Consider the following 22,057-nt stretch of genomic DNA (forward strand, 5'->3'; position numbering starts at 1 on the left):
ATGCAAAATTCTATGAAGCAGGAACCCTGTGACTTTAGTCATGGGAGGTTCAGAAAAAGTGTTATACTATATATAATTTATATAAAAAGTAGTACAAAAAGGAGTATTTATGTTTGGATATGTTAAAATAAACAAAATGGATTTAACATTTAGAGAATATGACCATTACAAAGCTTATTATTGTGGTCTATGTAAATATTTAAAAAGAAATCATGGAGAAATTTCTAGATTTTCTCTGAACTACGATATAACATTTTTAATTATTTTATTAACTTCAGTATACAAGCCAGAATCTATAAATACAGAGGAAGTATGTATAGTCAATCCATTTAAAAAGAAAAAGGTAATTACGAATGATATTACAGAATATGCAGCAAGTATGAATATTCTTTTAACGTATTATAAACTGGAAGATAATTTAATGGATGATAAACGCATAAAAGATAAATTAGCATATTATATATATAAAAACAAATTAAATTTAGCATATGAAAAGTATTCTGAAAAAGCAGAGTATATAAAACAACAGCTAAATGAATTAAATAAGTTGGAAAATGACAAAAATATAAATATAGATGAAGTATCTAGTATTTTTGGAAATATAATGGGTGAAGTATTTGCCTATAAAAAAGATGAAAATGAGAGAAACTTAAGAATGATAGGATTTAATATAGGTAAATATATATATCTACTGGATGCATATGAAGATTTAGATGAAGATTTTAAGAAAGGAAGATATAATCCTTTTATAGAGTATATAGATAAAAACGATGAGTTAAAAGAAAAGGTAAAAAAAATAATTGTAACATCATTAGGTTTTTTGGCTAGAGGAATTGATAATTTAAATCTAAATACAAATGTCGGAATAATAGAAAATATAATTTATTCTGGTGTTTATTTAAGATATATGAATATATTAGAAAGCAGAGGTGGAAAGAATGTACAGTAATACTTATAATAATGAAAGTTTTATGAGAGCAAGAGCTTTTATAGAAAATAGTGAATTTAAAAAAGCATATGATTTTTTAAAGACGTTGACTGACAAATGTGCAGAATGGTATTATCTAACTGGTTTTTCTGCGATGAACATAGGATATTATGAAGAAGGAGAAGACTTCTTAAAAAGAGCAAAATTTATGGAGCCAGAAAATCATGAATATAGTGATGCACTTAGAAGTTATACACAATATAGAAATGAATATAACAACAGGGCTGATAATTATAATAGAAGAAGACGTAATGATTTAGGTGGATGTTGCTGTTGTTGTGATGATTGTTGCTGTTGTTTAGGTGATGATTGTTGTGAAAACTGTGCTAAGCTTTGGTGTTTAGATTCATGCTGTGAATGTTTTGGTGGAGATTTAATAACTTGTTGTTAGGATGATAAATATGAGTATAAAAGTTGCTTATGGAGGAGTTTTATTAGCATTAAATGTGATACTGTTGACTCTTACAAATATTATTCCTGTAAATACATTGTTTATTATGGGTCTAGCATCACTTTTAGTATCAATTGTAATAATGGAATGGGGTTTTAAAAGTGGAATTGCTTTTTATATAGGTTCTATAGCTTTAGGATTTATAGTGATGGCAAGTAAGTCTCAATGGATTGTGTATTCACTTACCTTTGGAATATATGGTATTGCAAAATATCTTATAGAAAAAGATAGGTCTATATATGTTGAATATTTCATGAAATTAGTGTTTGCAAATATAATGATACTTATATTGTATTTTTTATTAAGAACAATAGTTTATATTCCAATAAATATTTTTATTATAGGCTCATTTGAGATAGCCTTTATAGTATATGACTATGTTTACAGTTCTTTTATAAGTTATTACAATAATAAGTTAAGAAAGATGCTATTTAAAAATAACAGTTGATTTTTATATTTAATTTTAATAGAATTGTAATTTAAAAAACTTAAATAATGTATCTGAATATGTATTGATATGTAAAAATAAATTTAATATATACTTAGTATTAATATATAAAAAGCTTTGATTTTTAGTCAAAGCTTTTTATATATTAGATATAATGATTCACTTTAAAAGATATAATATAAATTAAATATCCACTATATTTACATCTGTAGATAAAGAGTAAATAATATCTTTTCTTTCTACTATTATTTCAACATTTTTAGAAATTTCCTTATTAAGTGATATTTGAGATAAAAGTTCTTTTGTTGGATTTATTGCAATTGGATTTCCAACTCTTTTTAACATATTTATATCACCATTAGTATCACCATAAGCATAGGAGTTTGATAAGTCTAAATCATACTTTACAACAAAATCGTTTATAGCATTATTTTTACTTATAGAATCCCACATTGGAATAACTGTACCTGTAAATATTTCATTTTCAAATACATAGTCACTTCCTAGAAAATCAGTTACATTATATTTTTTTGCCATTTTTTCAACTAGAAATCCAGGACTACCAGATATGAATATGACTATATGACCTTGATTTAGATGCCAATCAATTCGTGAACGTGTGTATTTATAAACTCTATCTGCTTTTAATTTAATTACTTGGTCACTTGTAAAATTAATGCAAGTTTTATCTAATCCTTTTAATGAATCAACATAAAGGTCACATATCTCTAATAGATAATCATCATAATTACCTTGTCTTTTATCCCAATCCATAAAAGTGTCTCTAGCATGTTTATACCAATTTTTTTGGTCAATTATATCGTATTTAATTAATTTCTTAAAATGTTCAACCATAAGAGAGTCTCTATAAAGAGTACCATCTATATCAAAAAAAGCTGCTATATTTTTCATAAGACCACCTCAATTAATCATTTCCTTATATTATATTATAAATTGTATCTAAGTTGTTAAAATATATGTATAATAATTTATATATTAAAAAACAAATATTTTAAAGTCTAAAGGATGTGATTATATGAATTTTAATTTTGCAAAGGCTACGAACTCTAGACTTATGGGTAGTTTAGGTCTTATAATAAATTGGATAGATGATAAAAATAATCATTTCTGTCAATATTTTCTATTAGATGCAGAGGGATTAGGTTTGGCAGATTATGTGAGTTTAAAAAATCCAACACAAGAAGAAGCTTATATGGAAGAAGAAAGATTAATGGGTGGATTTGGCTCAGATAGAGTTGAATTAACAAAGGATGAATCATTGTTTTTAGTATCTTATTTTGGAAACAAGAATATTTTCTATGACAAATTATTACCAGGAGATAAAAGTGAGTATATTGATATTATAAAAAATTATAAAACAAATTTAGTTATAGAAAAATTATATAATAAAATATGCAAAAGAGTTGATGAAGAAGTTGAGTTTATAAACTACATGACTATGCGATTTATAGCTTGGGATAGAGAAAGTCTGAGATATTTTTCTGGAAGTGATGAGATTGCAAATATGCATATTACAAATATAAATGGTACATTGCTTAAAAATGTAGTAAGTGATAAAGGGCAAGGTAGATATATAAGTGAAGCTTTATATGAAGATAATGATGGGTATTATACATGTAAAATTGCTTTTTGTATAAGTAAATGTAATGAAACAGGTTTTAAAATCAATTCTCTGTTGGTAACAGATAAAGAACCTATGTATGATTTTGAGGTATTTGATGAGATTTCCAAAAATGAATTTGTAAGTGTGTATAGTGTAAACTCGTCTGAGGAATTTGCAAAAATATTTTATAAAGAGAATCCATTTTTACTAAAAAGCTATATGAATGAAGGTATATTTTTTACTAGATTTAATTTTAATAATGACCATGTCAAAGAAAATGTGTATATAATAAATAATGATATGAAAGCTATATATTACTTAATGGGAAATAAACTTTTTATTGGTACTTATAATGAAAATGATTGCAATTATATTAATGAGATAAGTCAATCTAACTATAGTAAATATATCAAGTTTGAAGAAAAGTTTTTCTTTGAACAAAATGCGTTATATGATTTTGCAGAATCAGGTTCAATAGATTTTGATGATTTTTTGGAATAATATTTTTGGACATTATTTAAGCGAGATTAACTGAATTTAATCTCGCTTAAATTAATTTCTATAATATTGGGGGAATATTATGAGGAATACATTTATTATTGTGGTCAATTATTAAAATTTTATACAGTTTATTATAAAAATAAAAAAAATTATAATTCTCCTTATATTATCGACCAATATTAATTTTTAGTATTTATTTAGATATATGGGTTGATTTGTAAAATATTAGGTATCTCTATTTCTTTGTGAATAGGTTAGAATCATACCATTTATCAAAATGGATAAATTTAAATGGTTGATGTATATCAATTGCATCTTCAGGACAATTATAAATACACCTCATACATAAGCAACAACTCCAATTAAATTTAACCTTATATTTTGTAACATTTATATTGTGTTTAGGACAATTGTTGGCACATTTAGAACAGTGTATACAATTTTTTTTTGCATAAAAAAATTTACCTAAGATATGGGCTCCATACCATTCTGACCTACCAATAAAGGATAGTGTTTTTACTAAAGTGCTACTATTTGGAAGGTATGAAATTCGATTAATTAAATTATGTACAGTATTAGTTATTTCTTTATCTGCTTTATCAATAAGCTCTCTTGTTTTTGTGTCATCGTATTTGACCATAAAATTTGATGGCATAGCAACTAATTTATTATAAAATACTTTGAAACCTTTAGCATCTAATTTTTTGATTAATAAATTTGATGAAGCATAATTTACATAACTATCTTCACCAGCCGTATGTATTATAAATGTATCCATAGAATGTGTGTTAGGCAAAATTTTTACAAAGTCTAATACAATTTGAGGTGCATTAAAGGAATGTACAGGGTAAGCTACTCCTACCATATTATATGATGTTAAATGAATTTTAGATTTTTTAATATTTTCAATTTTTGTACATTCGACACAAAATTGTTGACTTTCCAATTCTTGCTTTAGTTTATTAATTATATATTCTGTCATGCCAGTTCCAGAAAAGTAAAATATACATAACTTATTCAAAGTAATACCTCCTATTAAATAAAATAGTCACTTGTTAGAGTCATTATAACATAGAACTAATTAAGTTAATAGAAGGACAAAAATATTTAAATCGCTAGTATTTTCAAGGTAGAAGAATATATTTATATAGAGGTATTACTTATATAATTAATAAGATTCTAATGTACAATATTTTATCTTAACAAGTTAAGATATCGATTTAAACTTAAATAAAACATAGAGAATATATAAAGTATTTATTTTAGATATTGTTTTAAGAGATTCTGTGCTCTATGAATCAACTCTTTACGTATTGACTCAGGTTCAATACATTCACAGCTATCTCCAAAACGTAGAATAAGACCATAACCATAATCATTATTGATAAATGGAAAATTTACAATATACTTATTATTTTCACATGGTGTAATATTTTCTTCTCCACAGAAATCGGCCATCCAGCCGAGAAGCGTTTCATCAACTAGTAATTTAACTTTAAATTTATGCTCAATTTCTTTTGGGCTATCTAACTTTTCATAATTAAATTCTCTAGAAACAAAAGATTTTTCTTGAATGGTAAGAGAATCCATACGTGACAAACGAAATATTCTAAATTCATTTTTTGAGATACAAAAAGCTTGTAAATACCAAAGTGACTGTTTTAAAACTAATCTGTATGGTTCTACAATTCTTTTACTTTTTTTATTTGTGCTATCAGTATATTGAAATTCTACATAATGGTTTTTCTCTAATGCATATTTTAATTCTTTGATATGTGCAGGTATGACTTGTATACCTTGCCAAGGTGTATTGTCTATAAAAACTTTATTTGTCTGCATTTTAATATCATTTATTTGTGAACTTGGTAGTAGACCTTTTATCTTTGCAATGGTATATATAATATCATCATTTGATAATGGATAATTGTCAAGACAAGTCAGTAAAGATGTAATATCAGAAACTGTAAATAGACCTTTTTCAAGTTTGTATTGTTCCATAATAGCAATGCCTCCTTTAGCTCCCATGTGGGTCACAATAGGTATTCCAGCAGCATTAATTGCTTCAATATCTCGGTATATTGTTCGTTTTGATACCTCAAACATATCTGCTAAAGAAGATGCACTTATTTTATTATGTTGCAATAATAACATAACAATAGATAACATTCTTGCTAATTTCATATAATCACCCAAAATAATTATAGGATGTATGACATATAGATGTCAACATTATGTTGGTATTATAACAAAGTAAGTATTTAAATATTAAAAAAGGAGGAGATGTTATGAAACATTTTTGTACTTGTCCAGTTGACAAATGCCCAAGGAATCCAAAAAATCATGATAAAGGGTGTGATTCATGTATTATTGATAATCTAGAAAAGAAGAAAATGCCAGCTTGTTTTTTTGGTATAGTTAATGAGGATATCAGTGATGTAACTGATTATTCAATGGAAGGCTTTGTGAGATACTTTCATAAGCACAAAGGCAAATAATAGTATATAGTGATATTTTATTAATAGTGATTTGATTTCAATAATCTAACTTTAACTAAAAAAATCAGATAAAACTAAATTTTATCTGATTTTTTTATATTTATTTTATTAGATTATGTTAATATTTGTTGACCGAATAAAAATATATTCAGTCAACTCTCTATACCTATAATAATATTGGGGGAATATTATGAGGAATACATTTATTATTATTGCCAATTATTGATGTCTTATACAATTTACTTGAAATTACTTAAAAAATAAAAATATTTTACATTTCTTCCTCATCAAATTCTTCAATATTAGTACTTTGTGGCATTCCTTGTATAGACATATTACTAGAACCATAAGGAGTAGGATATATACTAGGAGGCATAGTACTAGGCATAACTACAGGCATACCTTGCATTGTATTATGACATATGACACCTGGTATCATCATAAGTACATTAGGAGGCATATTTTGATTACATGAGAAGTTAGGAATACCCATAGTATTATTTATGTTATTGTTCATATTATATCCCATATTACTGTTCATATTTCCAGGCATACCAGTATTACCATACATATTATTATTCATATTACCAGACATGTTGTTAGGCATACCCATATTATTATTCATGTTATTAGGCATACCCATGTTATTATTATTCATATTGCCAGACATGTTATTAGGCATACCCATATTATTATTGTTCATATTGCCAGACATATTGTTAGGCATACCCATGTTATTATTGTTCATATTACCAGACATATTATTAGGCATACCCATGTTATTATTGTTCATATTACCAGACATATTGTTAGGCATACCCATGTTATTAGATGCATTATAGTTCATGTTATTAGGCATATTATTTGTAGCAGATGTGTTGTAATTCATATTTCCGGATGTATTATTTGTGTTAGGCAAGTTGTTTGGAGAATTACTGCTTTTAGGATAATTATTTGCGCTGTTAGAATAAATATTATTTACATTCTGATTATTAGGTAGTTTTGTATAACCATTAGAAATTTGTGGGTCATTTCTCAATTCATCTTGGGGAATTTCTTCGTTAGTAATATAATCTGCATAGTTAGCTGGGTCTAAGTAAGGCATGTAACTAGTGTCTAAATCCTTTTTTTTCTTGTTACTCATATTAAACTTGCACCTCCTAGAAAACTATAAAAAAGTTTACAAAAACTTATTCTAATAATATATATATTAAAAAAGGTGATAATATGTGCATTCTAATTATTATTAAATAAATAAAAATTATTGTTGCAAATTCAGAAATGATAGCATATAATGAACATATGAACAGTTATTCATATATTAAAATGACGGAGGATTAAAAATGAGAGAAGAGATAAATGATTGTAATTGTAATATAATACACGAAGAAATAGTAATAGAAGCTAAATCAACTATGCCAGATGAAGAAATGCTATATGATTTAGCAGAGTTATTTAAAGTGTTTGGAGATACTACTAGGGTAAAGATATTATATGCATTATTTGCAAATGAAATGTGTGTATGTGATATAGCGAGTTTATTAAATATGACTCATTCTGCAATATCTCATCAACTTAGAGTATTAAAGCAGGCTAGGTTAGTAAAGTTTAGAAGAGAAGGAAAAACAGTGTATTACTCACTAGATGATAGTCATATAAGCCAAATATTTGATTGTGGATTAAACCATATTAGAGAGACTTATAAATGATAAATGAGAGGAGTGAACATATATGGAAGCAAACAATATAATTAAAAAAGAATTTATATTAGGAGGCTTAAATTGTGCACACTGTGCAGAAGAGATTAATAATAAAGTTTCTAAGCTACAAGAAGTTAAGTCTTCCAACTTAAATTTTATAAATAAAAAACTTACAGTAAATATAGAAGATAGTTTTAATGAAGATACTACTATAGAAAAGATAATAGATATAATAGATTCAACAGAACCAGGTCTTGATATACAAATAAGTTCTAAAGGAAATTCATCTAATAAGACATCAATTAAAAAAGAACTTATATTAGGAGGCTTAAACTGTGCGCATTGTGCAGAAGAGATTAACAATAAAGTTTCTAAATTAAAAGAAATTGAATCTTCTAACTTAAACTTTGTAAATAAAAAACTTACAGTAAATATACTTAATGATTTTGAAGAGGATAATGTTATAAGCAAAATAAAGGAAATAATAGATTCTACAGAGCCAGGGCTTGATATACAAGTAGAGTCTGCTAACAAAGTAAAATCTAGAACTACTGAAAAAGCAGGAACTGTAAATGATACAAATAAGAAGGAATTAATTCCACTTATAATTGGAGCTCTCGTATATATCTTTGGTATATATCAAACAGCTACAGGTTATGAAAGTCAATTTAGTAATATAGTATTTATAGTTGCTTATGTAATAGTAGGTGGCGATGTACTTTTAAGAGCAATAAGAAATATATCAAAGGGAAGAGTATTTGATGAGAACTTTTTGATGGCTCTAGCAACAGTTGGAGCGTTAGCAATAGGAGAACTATCAGAAGCAGTAGGGGTTATGCTATTCTATAAAATAGGAGAGTATTTACAAGGTGTTGCAGTTGGCAAGTCTAGAAAGTCTATAACTTCACTTATGCAAATAAGACCAGATTATGCAAATCTGAAAGTTAATTCTGAAGTTAAGGTAGTGTCACCAGAAGAAGTAAATGTGAGTGATATAATAGTAGTAAAACCTGGTGAAAAAGTGCCACTAGATGGTGTTGTAGTAGATGGTATTTCTATGCTAGATACCTCTGCACTTACAGGTGAATCAGTATTGAGAGAAGTTGAAAAAGGGGATGAAATTTTATCTGGTGTTATAAATAAGAATGCTTTGTTGAGTATTGAAGTTACAAAGAGTTTTGGAGAATCAACAGTTTCAAAAATCCTTGACCTTGTTGAAAACTCTAGTATTAAAAAATCAAAAACAGAAAACTTCATATCTAAATTTTCAAGATATTATACTCCAATAGTAGTTATAGCTGCTTTATTGATAGCATTTGTTCCACCCCTTGTAATCTCAGGTGAAGTATTTAGTGATTGGTTGTATAGAGGATTGATATTCTTGGTTGTTTCTTGCCCTTGTGCGCTAGTTTTATCAATACCACTTAGTTTCTTTAGTGGAATTGGATTTGCATCTAAAAATGGTATCCTTATTAAGGGAAGTAATTATTTAGAAGCTTTAAGAAGTGTAGATACAGTAGTGTTTGATAAAACAGGAACACTTACTAAAGGTGTATTTAATGTAACTAAGTTAAATCCTGAAGGTATATCAGAAGAAGAGTTACTAGAATTTGCAGCTATTGCAGAAGTAAACTCAAACCATCCAATAGCTAAATCTATATTAAGTTACTATAATAAAAAAATTGATTTAGATACAATAGATAGCTATGAGGAAATAGCAGCTTATGGAATCAGAGTAAAATATAATGAAAAACTTATACTAGCAGGTAATGAGAAACTTATGAAGAAGGAAAATATATTCTATTCACCAGCTAAAGAAGTGGGCACAGTAGTCTATATTGCTGTTGATAAAGTGTACAGAGGTTATATAGTTATATCTGACGAAGTAAAAGAAGATAGTAAAAATGCTATAAGAAGTTTAAAATCAATAGGAATAAAAGAAGTTGTAATGTTAACTGGAGATAATGAGAAAGTAGCAAAAAATATTGCTAAAGAATTAGAATTAGATACAGTTTATTCAAATTTACTTCCTAATGAAAAAGTTGATAGATTAGAATCTTTATATGAAGGAAGAACTGAAAAAGAAAAAATAGCTTTTGTAGGTGATGGAATAAATGATGCTCCAGTACTAGCTCGTGCTGATGTTGGTATAGCAATGGGAGGTTTAGGTTCAGATGCAGCCATTGAAGCGGCAGATGTAGTGCTTATGACAGATGAACCTAGTAAAATATCTAAAGCGATTGAGATAGCAAACAAGACTAATAAAATAGTATGGCAAAATATAATATTTGCTTTAGGAGTAAAAATTATAGTTATGATATTAGGAGCTGGAGGTATAGCTACTATGTGGGAAGCTATATTTGCTGATGTAGGAGTAGCGCTTATAGCAGTATTAAATGCTATGAGGGCTATGAGATAAAGTATAGATATATACTATTATTAAAAAACATATAGTGATATAATAGTGAAGTATATAATTATAAAGAAAAGTATCAATAAGTTTATTTTGAACCTATTGATACTTTTTATTTGTATATAAATCTATACCTATTATTTTGATTTAATGTTCTTATGTAGTATATTTTTTAACTTGTATAGGTGATTCATGTGTATTACTAAGCTTATATAAAGAAATAAGAATTATAAATGTGTAGATTAGTAATTATAATTTTATAAAAAAAAATATATATAAAAAGTTTCTAATCATATGATATAACTACTATTCAGTAAACTGGATAATATAAAAAAGTAAATATTTTAAAAAAATAATTTGAAAAAGTGTTGACGGATTATTTTTAAGATGATATAGTATTACTTGTCCTTAAGAAAAGGGCAAACATGAAAAATGAACTTTGAAAATTAAACAGTAGGTTAATTTATAAAACAAGAAACAAACCATAAAGCCAGATATTTTGATAACAATAGTATCTGAGCCTGATAAACTTTTATTTGAGAGTTTGATCCTGGCTCAGGATGAACGCTGGCGGCGTGCCTAACACATGCAAGTTGAGCGATTTACTTCGGTAAAGAGCGGCGGACGGGTGAGTAACGCGTGGGTAACCTACCCTGTACACACGGATAACATACCGAAAGGTATGCTAATACGGGATAATATATTTGAGAGGCATCTCTTAAATATCAAAGGTGAGCCAGTACAGGATGGACCCGCGTCTGATTAGCTAGTTGGTAAGGTAACGGCTTACCAAGGCGACGATCAGTAGCCGACCTGAGAGGGTGATCGGCCACATTGGAACTGAGACACGGTCCAAACTCCTACGGGAGGCAGCAGTGGGGAATATTGCACAATGGGCGAAAGCCTGATGCAGCAACGCCGCGTGAGTGATGAAGGCCTTCGGGTCGTAAAACTCTGTCCTCAAGGAAGATAATGACGGTACTTGAGGAGGAAGCCCCGGCTAACTACGTGCCAGCAGCCGCGGTAATACGTAGGGGGCTAGCGTTATCCGGATTTACTGGGCGTAAAGGGTGCGTAGGCGGTCTTTCAAGTCAGGAGTGAAAGGCTACGGCTCAACCGTAGTAAGCTCTTGAAACTGGGAGACTTGAGTGCAGGAGAGGAGAGTGGAATTCCTAGTGTAGCGGTGAAATGCGTAGATATTAGGAGGAACACCAGTTGCGAAGGCGGCTCTCTGGACTGTAACTGACGCTGAGGCACGAAAGCGTGGGGAGCAAACAGGATTAGATACCCTGGTAGTCCACGCTGTAAACGATGAGTACTAGGTGTCGGGGGTTACCCCCCTCGGTGCCGCAGCTAACGCATTAAGTACTCCGCCTGGGAAGTACGCTCGCAAGAGTGAAACTCAAAGGAATTGACGGGGACCCGCACAAGTAGCGGAGCATGTGGTTTAATTCGAAGCAACGCGAAGAACCTTACCTAAGCTTGACATCCCAATGACATCTCCTTAATCGGAGAGTTCCCTTCGGGGACATTGGTGACAGGTGGTGCATGGTTGTCGTCAGCTCGTGTCGTGAGATGTTGGGTTAAGTCCCGCAACGAGCGCAACCCTTGTCTTTAGTTGCCATCATTAAGTTGGGCACTCTAGAGAGACTGCCAGGGATAACCTGGAGGAAGGTGGGGATGACGTCAAATCATCATGCCCCTTATGCTTAGGGCTACACACGTGCTACAATGGGTAGTACAGAGGGTTGCCAAGCCGTAAGGTGGAGCTAATCCCTTAAAGCTACTCTCAGTTCGGATTGTAGGCTGAAACTCGCCTACATGAAGCTGGAGTTACTAGTAATCGCAGATCAGAATGCTGCGGTGAATGCGTTCCCGGGTCTTGTACACACCGCCCGTCACACCACGGGAGTTGGAGACGCCCGAAGCCGATTATCTAACCTTTTGGAAGAAGTCGTCGAAGGTGGAATCAATAACTGGGGTGAAGTCGTAACAAGGTAGCCGTATCGGAAGGTGCGGCTGGATCACCTCCTTTCTAAGGAGAATTGCCTACTGTTTAATTTTGAGGGTTCGTTTTTACGAATACTCAAAATTAGCACTTTAAGCAACAGAATAAACTGAACGAATGTGAAGTTTGTTTGTTGGCGACGTGCGTTAGCACCTTAAAAACTGCATATATATTTAGTGATATGACATCTAATTTGTAATATATAAAGCTGATAACTTTTAAAAATTATCAAGTTGATAGACTTTAATCTATCAAACCTTTTTAACTGGTCAAGTTATTAAGGGTGCAGGGCGGATGCCTTGGCACTAGGAGCCGATGAAGGACGTGATAAGCTGCGATAAGCTTCGGGGAGTTGCACGTAAACTTTGATCCGAAGATTTCCGAATGAGGAAACTCACTTAGAGTAATGTCTAAGTATCATTAAGTGAATACATAGCTTAATGAGGGGAACTCAGGGAACTGAAACATCTAAGTACCTGAAGGAAGAGAAAGAAATTCGATTCCGTAAGTAGCGGCGAGCGAACGCGGAATAGCCCAAACCAATAAAGTTTTCTTTATTGGGGTTGCGGACATATCATAACGAAGAGGTATCGTAATTGAAGAGGTTTGGAAAGACCCACCACAGAAGGTAATAGTCCTGTATGTTAAACGAGAAGACTTCAGATATGATCCAGAGTACCACGGGACACGTGAAACCCTGTGGGAAGCAGGAGGGACCACCCTCCAAGGCTAAATACTACCTAGTGACCGATAGCGTATAGTACCGTGAGGGAAAGGTGAAAAGAACCCCGGGAGGGGAGTGAAATAGAACCTGAAACCCTGCACTTACAAGCTGTGGAAGCACATTTCTTGTGTGACCGCGTACTTTTTGTAGAACGGGCCAACGAGTTACGTTAAGTAGCAAGGTTAAGCACTTAAGGTGTGGAGCCGTAGCGAAAGCGAGTTTTAACTGAGCGTTCAGTTACTTGACGTAGACCCGAAACCGGGCGACCTACCCATGAGCAGGATGAAGCGAAAGTAAAATTTCGTGGAGGTCCGAACCCACGAGCGTTGAAAAGCTCGGGGATGACTTGTGGGTAGCGGTGAAATTCCAATCGAGCCCGGAGATAGCTGGTTCTCCCCGAAATAGCTTTAGGGCTAGCCTCAAGGTGAGAGATACGGAGGTAGAGCACTGAATGTCCTAGGGGGTATTGCACCTACCGAAGACTATCAAACTCCGAATGCCGTCATCTTATACTTGGGAGTCAGACTGTGGGTGATAAGATTCATAGTCGAAAGGGCAACAGCCCAGATCGTCAGCTAAGGTCCCTAAATGTAAGTTAAGTGGTAAAGGATGTGGGATTGCACAGACAACCAGGATGTTGGCTTAGAAGCAGCCACTCATTCAAAGAGTGCGTAATAGCTCACTGGTCGAGTGATCCTGCGCCGAAGATTTCCGGGGCTAAAACTTACTACCGAAGCTACGGCATCATTATGATGGGTAGGGGAGCTTCCCATACGGGTTGAAGCATGACCGTAAGGACATGTGGACAGTATGGGAGTGAGAATGTTGGCATGAGTAGCGAGATGTGGGTGAGAATCCCACAGGCCGTAAACCCAAGGTTTCCAGGGGAAGGTTCGTCCGCCCTGGGTTAGTCGGGACCTAAGCTGAGGCCGAAAGGCGTAGGTGATGGACAACAGGTTGATATTCCTGTACTACCGATAACCGTTTGAGAGATGGGATGACACAGTAGGATAAGCTAAGCACACTGTTGGTTATGTGTGCCCAAGCATTGAGGCAGTCAGAGTAGGTAAATCCGCTTTGATAATGCTGGGATGTGATGGGGAGCGAAATTTAGTAGCGAAGTAGCTGATTTCACACTGTCAAGAAAAGTCTCTATCGAGGTTAAAGGTACCCGTACCGCAAACCGACACAGGTGGGTGAGGAGAGTATCCTAAGGCCCGCGAGAGAACTGTTGTTAAGGAACTCGGCAAAATGACCCCGTAACTTAGGGATAAGGGGTGCCACCATCCGGTGGCCGCAGAGAATAGGCCCAAGCGACTGTTTACCAAAAACATAGGTTTCTGCTAAGTCGCAAGACGATGTATAGGAGCTGACGCCTGCCCGGTGCTGGAAGGTTAAGGGGATCTGTTAGAGCAATCGAAGCAGTGAACTTAAGCCCCAGTAAACGGCGGCCGTAACTATAACGGTCCTAAGGTAGCGAAATTCCTTGTCGGGTAAGTTCCGACCCGCACGAAAGGCGTAACGATTTGGGCACTGTCTCAACAACAGACTCGGTGAAATTGTAATTCCGGTGAAGATGCCGGATACCTGCGACAGGACGGAAAGACCCCATGGAGCTTTACTGTAGCTTGACATTGGGTCTTGGTACTACATGTACAGGATAGGTGGGAGGCTTTGAAACCAGGACGCCAGTTTTGGCGGAGCCATCCTTGGGATACCACCCTTGTAGTACTGGGATTCTAACCATAGGCCATGAATCTGGTCTTGGGACACTGTCAGGTGGGCAGTTTGACTGGGGCGGTCGCCTCCCAAAAGGTAACGGAGGCGCTCAAAGGTTCTCTCAGTACGGTCGGAAATCGTACGTAGAGTGTAAAGGCAAAAGAGAGCTTGATTGCAAGACATACAGGTCGAGCAAGGATGAAAATCGGACTTAGTGATCCGGTGGTTCTGCGTGGAAGGGCCATCGCTCAACGGATAAAAGCTACCCTGGGGATAACAGGCTTATCTCCCCCAAGAGTCCACATCGACGGGGAGGTTTGGCACCTCGATGTCGGCTCATCACATCCTGGGGCTGTAGTAGGTCCCAAGGGTTGGGCTGTTCGCCCATTAAAGTGGTACGCGAGCTGGGTTCAGAACGTCGTGAGACAGTTCGGTCCCTATCCGTCGCAGGCGTAGGAAATTTGAGAAGACCTGTCCTTAGTACGAGAGGACCGGGATGGACGTACCTCTGGTGTACCAGTTGTTCTGCCAAGGGCATGGCTGGGTAGCTATGTACGGAATGGATAAGCGCTGAAAGCATCTAAGCGCGAAGCCAACTTCAAGATAAGATTTCCCACCGCAAGGGTAAGACCCCAGAAAGACTATCTGGTTGATAGGTCGAAGGTGTAAGTGCAGCAATGTATTTAGCTTATCGATACTAATAGGTCGAGGACTTGACCAAATTATTTGATGTTCATTCAGTAAAATATATGTGTAGTTTTTAGAGTGCTAACTCTAAAGAAACTAGTATTGCTAGATTCTAATAACTTAATAGATATATTAAGCATAGAAATTATGTGGTTACAATAGCAGAGAGGATACACCTGTTCCCATTCCGAACACAGAAGTTAAGCTCTCTAGCGCTGATGGTACTTGGTGGGAAACTGCCTGGGAGAGTAGGACGTAGCCACGTAATTTTTTTTATTTATTAAGTTTCTTATTTTTAAAGTACTATTTTTAAAGTGTGTTATAAATACTTTGTATAAATACATATAATAGTTTAAAGAGATTGATTCTTTAAATATAGGGTGTAACTCTTATAGATATGTACTTTTAAATAAGAAAGGAGATAGATAAGTAAGTGTCTGTAATCAATAGTTTTATTTTACAATATGGATTAATCTCTGTATTTGTATTAATTATGATTGAGTATGCTTGTTTTCCATTACCTAGTGAAGTTGTTTTACCATTATGTGGAGCAATTGCTGCAAGAAATCATTTTGGATTTTTGACAATTCTAATTTTAAGTATAATTGCAGGTATACTTGGTTCAATATTTTGTTACACAGTAGGAAATTGGGGTGGTAAATCTATCATAAATAAAATAGTAGAGATATGTCCAAAGGCAAGAAAAGGAATATTTGCATCTCAGGACTATTTTAATAAATATTCTTCTATTTCTGTTTGTGTATGTAGATTAATTCCATTATGTAGAACATACATATCTTTTATAGCAGGTATAGCAGGTCAAAATATTATAACTTTTGTAATATCATCTCTTGTGGGAATTACCATATGGAATACTTCCTTAATTAGTATTGGGTATATTTTCTCAGAGAGTTGGGTAAAAATAATGTCGCATTATAATGATTATAAATTCCTAGTTCTAATTATACCAATATCTATAATTATCATTGGGTTTGCTATTAAGTCATATATACATAAAAAACATCACAAGATAAGATTATAAAAAAATAGTAGATTTTCTCATTATTTTCTATACTTACTGTAAGATTTAAATGCTTGAGTTAATTTCTAATAATCAAAATCCCCGTTTTTAGCCTAGTGTGGAAACGGGGATTTTTAATGCCAAATAGGTAGTGAATATGTTGAATTTAATAATGAAATAGCATATTAAGTAGTAATTAATATATAATTAATTATCAGTTTTATTTTTATATATGGCTATTTTTTCTTGAATATCCAAGTACACTTATTGCAAAAGAAACAATGAATAAGGTTATAACTGTGATGCAAGTTACTAACAAATAGGATTGTGTTGAAGTTGGAATAGCGGAAAATCCAGGTCCATCCTCAAAATATTTGATGAAATAGAAAATAGGAACGACGAAAAGTAATCCTAGTGTCTGTGCTGAACGGAAGCCAAACCAATATGTAAGAGGTAAGCAAATAGCAGTGCAAGTAAGTGGCAAAATAATTGAAGCAATGATAGATAAGCCCAAGAGACTGATTTCAAAATTACTATAGAAAATGCTGCTCATTAAACTAAATATAATGCTTCCAGATAAACTGAAAACCAATGTGCATATAACAGAAATATACTTGCTTGCAACTACAGAATATTCACTAACAGGCATAGCTAATTGGTATCTTTTCCAGTTTACATTTTCATCACTTGCAAAACTTATAATATTTTGCATACCTATTGTAATAGAAAACATAATTGAAGTCATTAGCCCAGCATATATTCCCATATTCATAATGAGAAGGATAATAGCCGCTATTGAAATTATAATAAGTTTCTTATCAATACTTTTAAAAAAGAGATAGAAGTCTTTGTAGATTAATCCTCGCATAATATTCCTCCTTTGATATAGAAAAGCATAATATCTTCCAATGTTGCACTATCAACAATTACATCCTTATATTTTCTTCTTGTAGTCTCTTTATTATCAACTAAGCATTCTATACTTACATTTGTTTGTCTGCAAATAAGATAATCATCTTGTGAGATAGTTTTAAATTTTTCTTTTCCACATCTAATAATTCCATAATTGTAGATTAAGTTATCTTTTTGTTCTTCAAAAACAATTTTTCCTTTATGAATTAATACTACATAATCTGCAATTTTTTCTATATCTGATGTGATATGAGATGAAAAGAAAATGGAGTGTTCCTCATCTTGGATGAACTCTAAAAATAAATCCAAGATTTCATCTCGGCTAACAGGGTCAAGCCCAGTTGTTGCTTCATCTAGAATTAGAAGCTTTGGTTTATGAGCTATAGCACATATAATAGATAGTTTCATTTTCATTCCTTTAGAAAATGAGCCAATAGGTTTTTTAAATGGGAGATTGAATTTTTCTAGATAATGTTTATAAAGCGTATCATCCCATGATGTATATATGCCAGAGAGGATTTTTCCAATATGTTTTGCAGTAAAAATCTCATGAAAATTACACTCATCAAAGACAATACCGATATCATTTTTAATTGAATATGTTGTATTGTCTACTCCAAATATTTCAATTTTTCCAGCGTCTTTTTCAAATTCATTTAATATCAAGTTGATTGTTGTACTTTTTCCAGCTCCATTTTCACCAATAAAACCAACAATTCTACCTTTTGGAACCCGAAATGAAATATCTTTTAATGAAAAACCATCAAAATCTTTATATAAGTTTTGAACTAAAACATTATTATTTTCCATAGTTTCACATCTCCTTAATCTTCATAGAATAATTTTAGAATATTTGTCATTTGCTCATAAGATATACCATGTGTACGACCAATTTCTGAAACTTTTTGTAATAATTCTTCTGCTATTCTTAACTGCTCTTCTTGAATGAACTCTTTATTTTGACTAGAAACAAAACTACCTTTACCAGAGACAGTTTCAATAAATCCATCACGAGTTAAATCCTCATATGCCCGTTGAACAGTAATTACACTTATATGTAAATCTTTTGCTAGACTTCTCATAGATGGGAGCATCTCACCAGCAGATAACGTTCCATTCATTATAAGATTTTTAATCTGTAAACATATTTGTTCATATATAGGTTTATCACTACTGTTGCTAATGATTATTTCCATTTAATCCTCCTATACTGTACTTACTGTACTTATTGGTTAAGTACAGTATAGGCTTATAAATAAGTATTGTCAAGATAATAAATATAAAAGAGAGAATAATGCAATAATTGATATATTGGTCAATATATTGTGTATTTTTCACAGATACAGTATGGTTGTCCATCATAAGATATATCTATAAAGTTCAGTATATGACTATTGAAATAAGCTATAACCTGACAATTTTCAATTATTTCCGTAAAAAAATCTATAAGATATATCTACAGGTAATTTTTTCTTTAAAATAGAGAAAGAGGTATCATTAATTTATAAAATCGATTTTAGCTTATATCCTTTTATGCTAAAATGGTGTTAAGAAATGAAACAAATACTATTTATATAAAAGGGGTAAGAATATGGATATAATAGATAATCTAAGGGTACAAGGGGTAGATGAGAAACTTATTGAAGATGTACTGTATTTTAGACGTTATTATGCTCTAGAGAAAAATTTAGAATACAGGGTAACAAAGTCTAAAACTTATTTTTATGGAAGAGATATTTTGTCTATGTGTATAGCAGCTATTTTAGAAGAAGAAAATATATTATTATCAGGACCAAAGGCAACAGGAAAAAACTTACTTGCTGATAATTTGGGTGAGATATTTAATAGACCCCAATGGAATACATCATTTCATATAAATACAGACAGTTCCACACTTATAGGTACAGATACTTTTATAGATAATGAAGTTAAACTTAGAAGGGGTTCAGTCTATGAATGTGCCATCAATGGGGGCTTTGGTGTATTTGATGAAATTAACATGGCAAAGAATGATGCTATAGTTGTGGTACATTCAGCTTTAGATTATAGAAGATTGATTGATGTTCCTGGATATGAAAGAGTCAACCTACATCCAGCAACAAGATTTATTGGAACTATGAATTATGAATATGCAGGAACAAAAGAACTTAATGAAGCACTAGTATCTAGATTTATGGTAATAGATATTCCTCCTATAGAAGAAGACAAGTTAATGATGATTTTAAAAAATGAATTTTCAGATGCTAATGAAGAAAAATTAATGCATTTCGCAGGAATATTTTTAGATTTACAATTGAAGTCTCAAAATGGTGAAATATCTAGTAAAGCTATTGACTTACGTGGTCTTATGGCATCTCTTAAGGCTATAAGAAGAGGCTTGAAACCAACTCTTGCAATTAATATGGGGATTACAGGAAAGACTTTCGATATATATGAAAAAGAAATGGTTGGAGATGTAATTAAAACTAGAATACCTAATAAATGGGAGAGTACAGATGTATTTCCAATAAGTCATATTTAATATAGGTGAGATTATGAAATGGATATATGATGATTATGAATTTGAAAATAGAGCTAATAACTTATCTTGGACAATAGCTGGTGATTACAATGAGAATATAGACATATCAGAAAAAGATTACTCATCAAAAGAAATAGGTCTATATTTTGCAATAATTGCAGGAGCTAGAAGAAAGTATGTAGATTGGGATATAGTTAAAAAATATCTTACAAATAGAATTAGAAAAGGATATGAGAAAGATATTATATTGGGTCTAATTCAAGTTATATTAAATACAATAGTTGAAGAAAAAGCCATTAAAGATAGGCCAGGAATAGAAGATATAAGAAGAAATGCTTATAAAGATATTGTTTCACGTTTTACCAAAATACACAACGACAATATTATGGATAAAATTAAATATGCATTTGTACTTTATAATATGGACAAGCATCCAGCATTAGACAGTTTGACTAGAAGAATAGTTAATGACATAAGGAATGTAGATACAAATCAAGATATTATGGAGATTTTAAAAGCATTAGATGTTATATATTTAACTTATTTTGAATATATATTAAATGGAGAAGAAAGTAGTTCTACATATGATGAAAATAATGTAAAAGATGTTGAAGTAAACTTTGATACATTTGCTGACTTTATGTATGAAGAACTTTATAGTGAAGAAGAAGAAAATATTATTGAAAGTGATATAGATTCTATATCTTCATCTATGCTTGTAGAAGGAGTGGGAGATTTTGAAGATTCTCAATCTAGTAATTCAGCAGATAGAGTTATATATGTTGATGAAGAGACTGCAAATAAAATATATTCAAAGATAGAACATTATTATGGAAAAACTTATTTGAGTAAAGGTGAAATTAAGAAGATTGAAACACAAAACTGTAGAAATGTTCATGAAGGGTGTAGAATCCACTTTACGGATGGAGTTCTTAGAAGTGAGTGTAATAATGTATTCCAACTAAAATATGTAACAAGACAAAAAGAAAATAATTTAGGAAAATTTAGAGAACATGCTAGAATGTATAGACAGCAGATAAAAAGATTAAAAGAAAGTTTAGCTAGAATTTTAATAGAAGAAAATGCTAAAACTAGAGTGTACTCTGATTGTGGCACTATATTAGCAAATAGAGCTTGGAGAGTGGGTAGAAGTAATAATAATAAAATATTTTATAAAGATATAGAAAATGAAAAAGGGAAATATGTTATTGATATATTATTGGATGCAAGTGGTTCTCAAAGTAGAAATCAAGGAAATGTAGCAATTCAGGCTTATATAATAGCAAATGCTCTAACAGAAGTTGGTATACCAAATAGAGTTATGGGATTCTCTAGTTTTTTAGACTATACAATATTAAAAAGATTTAAAGATTATGATGATAGTTTAAAAAATAGTGAAAATATCTTTGAATACTTTTGTGCGGGTAATAATAGAGATGGTTTAGCTATAAAATCCATATGTAGTGGTCTAATAAATAGAGATGAAGAAAATAAAATTTTGATAGTTCTTAGTGATGGAAGACCAAATGATGTAAAGATAGGAAAAAATAGTGAGAGAACCTTAAGAGGAGAAAAAGCTTATAGAGGTATAATTGGTTTGAGAGATACAGCAAATGAAGTAAGAAAGGCTAGAAAACAAAATATATTGGTATTAGGAGTATTTACAGGGAAAGAATCAGAGCTTGAAGCTGAAAGATTAATATATGGAAATGATTTTATATATTCAAAAGATATAACTAGATTTTCTGATGTGGTTTCAATGTATTTGAAGAAGATAATTAGAAATTAATTAAAGTTGTAAAAAATAATTTATATACATAAAAATATAAAAACAAATAAAATCTG

17 protein-coding genes and 3 rRNA genes are annotated in these 22,057 nt (G+C 31.8%); 13 read left to right on the forward strand and 7 right to left on the reverse strand.

Translation table 11 applies throughout. The features are described from left to right. Positions 1-109: 109 nt before the first annotated feature. The 3 genes from ACTG44_RS02120 to ACTG44_RS02130 are packed head-to-tail and all read left to right on the forward strand — an operon-like array spanning position 110 to position 1,887. Positions 110-949, forward strand: coding sequence for a DUF5685 family protein (locus tag ACTG44_RS02120; protein ID WP_021382868.1), 840 nt, complete (start codon positions 110-112; stop codon positions 947-949). After that, positions 939-1,379 carry a putative 'four-disulfide core' protein gene (locus ACTG44_RS02125; protein ID WP_021382842.1) on the forward strand — a complete coding sequence of 147 codons (441 nt, stop codon included), beginning with the start codon at positions 939-941 and terminating at the stop codon, positions 1,377-1,379. The genes ACTG44_RS02120 and ACTG44_RS02125 overlap by 11 nt, the downstream gene beginning before the upstream one ends. A gap of 10 nt (positions 1,380-1,389) precedes the next feature. Further along, positions 1,390-1,887, forward strand: a complete 498-nt coding sequence (locus ACTG44_RS02130; RefSeq protein ID WP_021382836.1) for a hypothetical protein — start codon at positions 1,390-1,392, stop codon at positions 1,885-1,887. Positions 1,888-2,070: 183 nt separating this feature from the next. Here the strand turns inward: ACTG44_RS02130 and ACTG44_RS02135 are convergent, their stop codons facing one another. After that, on the reverse strand, positions 2,071-2,799 hold the full coding sequence (locus tag ACTG44_RS02135) for an HAD family hydrolase (RefSeq protein ID WP_021382860.1): 729 nt from the start codon (positions 2,797-2,799) through the stop codon (positions 2,071-2,073). 124 nt (positions 2,800-2,923) lie between these two features. Between ACTG44_RS02135 and ACTG44_RS02140 the strand changes: the two genes are divergently transcribed. Continuing rightward, the gene (locus ACTG44_RS02140) at positions 2,924-4,012 is read left to right on the forward strand and encodes a hypothetical protein (RefSeq protein WP_479917991.1); all 1,089 of its coding nucleotides are present in this window, start codon (positions 2,924-2,926) and stop codon (positions 4,010-4,012) included. 235 nt (positions 4,013-4,247) lie between these two features. Here the strand turns inward: ACTG44_RS02140 and ACTG44_RS02145 are convergent, their stop codons facing one another. Both ACTG44_RS02145 and ACTG44_RS02150 read right to left on the reverse strand, forming a co-directional pair. Further along, positions 4,248-5,033, reverse strand: coding sequence for an EFR1 family ferrodoxin (locus tag ACTG44_RS02145; RefSeq protein WP_479919716.1), 786 nt, complete (start codon positions 5,031-5,033; stop codon positions 4,248-4,250). A 236-nt stretch (positions 5,034-5,269) separates the two neighbouring features. Continuing rightward, positions 5,270-6,193, reverse strand: coding sequence for a helix-turn-helix transcriptional regulator (locus ACTG44_RS02150; RefSeq protein WP_479921187.1), 924 nt, complete (start codon positions 6,191-6,193; stop codon positions 5,270-5,272). Between the two features lie 104 nt (positions 6,194-6,297). Here ACTG44_RS02150 and ACTG44_RS02155 point away from each other — a divergent pair, with 104 nt between their 5' ends. Then, a complete protein-coding gene (locus ACTG44_RS02155) occupies positions 6,298-6,507 on the forward strand; it encodes a DUF6485 family protein (RefSeq protein ID WP_021382880.1) in 210 nt (69 codons plus the stop codon). 271 nt (positions 6,508-6,778) lie between these two features. Here the strand turns inward: ACTG44_RS02155 and ACTG44_RS02160 are convergent, their stop codons facing one another. Beyond that, on the reverse strand, positions 6,779-7,651 hold the full coding sequence (locus ACTG44_RS02160; protein ID WP_479919718.1) for a hypothetical protein: 873 nt from the start codon (positions 7,649-7,651) through the stop codon (positions 6,779-6,781). Between the two features lie 199 nt (positions 7,652-7,850). Here ACTG44_RS02160 and ACTG44_RS02165 point away from each other — a divergent pair, with 199 nt between their 5' ends. The 6 genes from ACTG44_RS02165 to ACTG44_RS02190 all read left to right on the forward strand — a co-directional run bounded on the left by ACTG44_RS02165 (position 7,851) and on the right by ACTG44_RS02190 (position 16,800). Then, positions 7,851-8,216 (forward strand): ArsR/SmtB family transcription factor, encoded by a 366-nt coding sequence (locus ACTG44_RS02165; RefSeq protein WP_021382879.1) that lies wholly within the window; start codon positions 7,851-7,853, stop codon positions 8,214-8,216. Between the two features lie 22 nt (positions 8,217-8,238). Beyond that, a complete protein-coding gene (locus ACTG44_RS02170; protein ID WP_479921188.1) occupies positions 8,239-10,626 on the forward strand; it encodes a heavy metal translocating P-type ATPase in 2,388 nt (795 codons plus the stop codon). A 526-nt stretch (positions 10,627-11,152) separates the two neighbouring features. Beyond that, a 16S ribosomal RNA gene (locus tag ACTG44_RS02175) occupies positions 11,153-12,655 on the forward strand. 240 nt (positions 12,656-12,895) lie between these two features. Further along, positions 12,896-15,792 (forward strand): 23S ribosomal RNA (locus tag ACTG44_RS02180). A 114-nt stretch (positions 15,793-15,906) separates the two neighbouring features. Further along, a 5S ribosomal RNA gene (gene rrf / locus ACTG44_RS02185) occupies positions 15,907-16,023 on the forward strand. The 16S, 23S and 5S rRNA genes sit together here, the layout of an rRNA operon. A 168-nt stretch (positions 16,024-16,191) precedes the next feature. Beyond that, on the forward strand, positions 16,192-16,800 hold the full coding sequence (locus ACTG44_RS02190) for a DedA family protein (RefSeq protein ID WP_479919720.1): 609 nt from the start codon (positions 16,192-16,194) through the stop codon (positions 16,798-16,800). Positions 16,801-17,005: 205 nt separating this feature from the next. Here ACTG44_RS02190 and ACTG44_RS02195 read toward each other — a convergent pair whose 3' ends face one another. Genes ACTG44_RS02195 through ACTG44_RS02205 form a run of 3 tightly spaced genes read right to left on the reverse strand, consistent with a single transcriptional unit; the run spans position 17,006 to position 18,887 of the window. Continuing rightward, positions 17,006-17,647 (reverse strand): ABC-2 transporter permease, encoded by a 642-nt coding sequence (locus tag ACTG44_RS02195; protein WP_479921189.1) that lies wholly within the window; start codon positions 17,645-17,647, stop codon positions 17,006-17,008. Then, complete coding sequence (locus tag ACTG44_RS02200; protein ID WP_479921190.1) at positions 17,635-18,501, reverse strand: ABC transporter ATP-binding protein; 867 nt, start codon at positions 18,499-18,501, stop codon at positions 17,635-17,637. Before ACTG44_RS02200 ends, ACTG44_RS02195 begins: the two co-directional genes overlap by 13 nt. A gap of 14 nt (positions 18,502-18,515) precedes the next feature. Then, the gene (locus tag ACTG44_RS02205; RefSeq protein WP_021382894.1) at positions 18,516-18,887 is read right to left on the reverse strand and encodes a GntR family transcriptional regulator; all 372 of its coding nucleotides are present in this window, start codon (positions 18,885-18,887) and stop codon (positions 18,516-18,518) included. Between the two features lie 395 nt (positions 18,888-19,282). Between ACTG44_RS02205 and ACTG44_RS02210 the strand changes: the two genes are divergently transcribed. After that, positions 19,283-20,212: an AAA family ATPase gene (locus tag ACTG44_RS02210; RefSeq protein ID WP_479917998.1), complete on the forward strand. Its 930-nt coding sequence runs from the start codon at positions 19,283-19,285 to the stop codon at positions 20,210-20,212. A gap of 13 nt (positions 20,213-20,225) precedes the next feature. Continuing rightward, on the forward strand, positions 20,226-22,001 hold the full coding sequence (locus ACTG44_RS02215) for a vWA domain-containing protein (RefSeq protein WP_479921191.1): 1,776 nt from the start codon (positions 20,226-20,228) through the stop codon (positions 21,999-22,001). Positions 22,002-22,057 lie beyond the last annotated feature (56 nt).

The organism is Clostridioides sp. LIBA-2809 (genome assembly GCF_056688965.1).

Bases quoted from the DNA above. Each gene is read 5' to 3' on its own strand.
- ACTG44_RS02155 (WP_021382880.1), top strand. From the start codon at position 6,298: ATGAAACATTTTTGTACTTGTCCAGTTGACAAATGCCCAAGGAATCCA.
- ACTG44_RS02120 (WP_021382868.1), top strand. From the start codon at position 110: ATGTTTGGATATGTTAAAATAAACAAAATGGATTTAACATTTAGAGAA.
- ACTG44_RS02200 (WP_479921190.1), bottom strand. From the start codon at position 18,501: ATGGAAAATAATAATGTTTTAGTTCAAAACTTATATAAAGATTTTGAT.
- ACTG44_RS02130 (WP_021382836.1), top strand. From the start codon at position 1,390: ATGAGTATAAAAGTTGCTTATGGAGGAGTTTTATTAGCATTAAATGTG.
- ACTG44_RS02135 (WP_021382860.1), bottom strand. From the start codon at position 2,799: ATGAAAAATATAGCAGCTTTTTTTGATATAGATGGTACTCTTTATAGA.
- ACTG44_RS02160 (WP_479919718.1), bottom strand. From the start codon at position 7,651: ATGAGTAACAAGAAAAAAAAGGATTTAGACACTAGTTACATGCCTTAC.
- ACTG44_RS02215 (WP_479921191.1), top strand. From the start codon at position 20,226: ATGAAATGGATATATGATGATTATGAATTTGAAAATAGAGCTAATAAC.
- ACTG44_RS02170 (WP_479921188.1), top strand. From the start codon at position 8,239: ATGGAAGCAAACAATATAATTAAAAAAGAATTTATATTAGGAGGCTTA.
- ACTG44_RS02210 (WP_479917998.1), top strand. From the start codon at position 19,283: ATGGATATAATAGATAATCTAAGGGTACAAGGGGTAGATGAGAAACTT.
- ACTG44_RS02205 (WP_021382894.1), bottom strand. From the start codon at position 18,887: ATGGAAATAATCATTAGCAACAGTAGTGATAAACCTATATATGAACAA.
- ACTG44_RS02195 (WP_479921189.1), bottom strand. From the start codon at position 17,647: ATGCGAGGATTAATCTACAAAGACTTCTATCTCTTTTTTAAAAGTATT.
- ACTG44_RS02125 (WP_021382842.1), top strand. From the start codon at position 939: ATGTACAGTAATACTTATAATAATGAAAGTTTTATGAGAGCAAGAGCT.
- ACTG44_RS02165 (WP_021382879.1), top strand. From the start codon at position 7,851: ATGAGAGAAGAGATAAATGATTGTAATTGTAATATAATACACGAAGAA.
- ACTG44_RS02150 (WP_479921187.1), bottom strand. From the start codon at position 6,193: ATGAAATTAGCAAGAATGTTATCTATTGTTATGTTATTATTGCAACAT.
- ACTG44_RS02140 (WP_479917991.1), top strand. From the start codon at position 2,924: ATGAATTTTAATTTTGCAAAGGCTACGAACTCTAGACTTATGGGTAGT.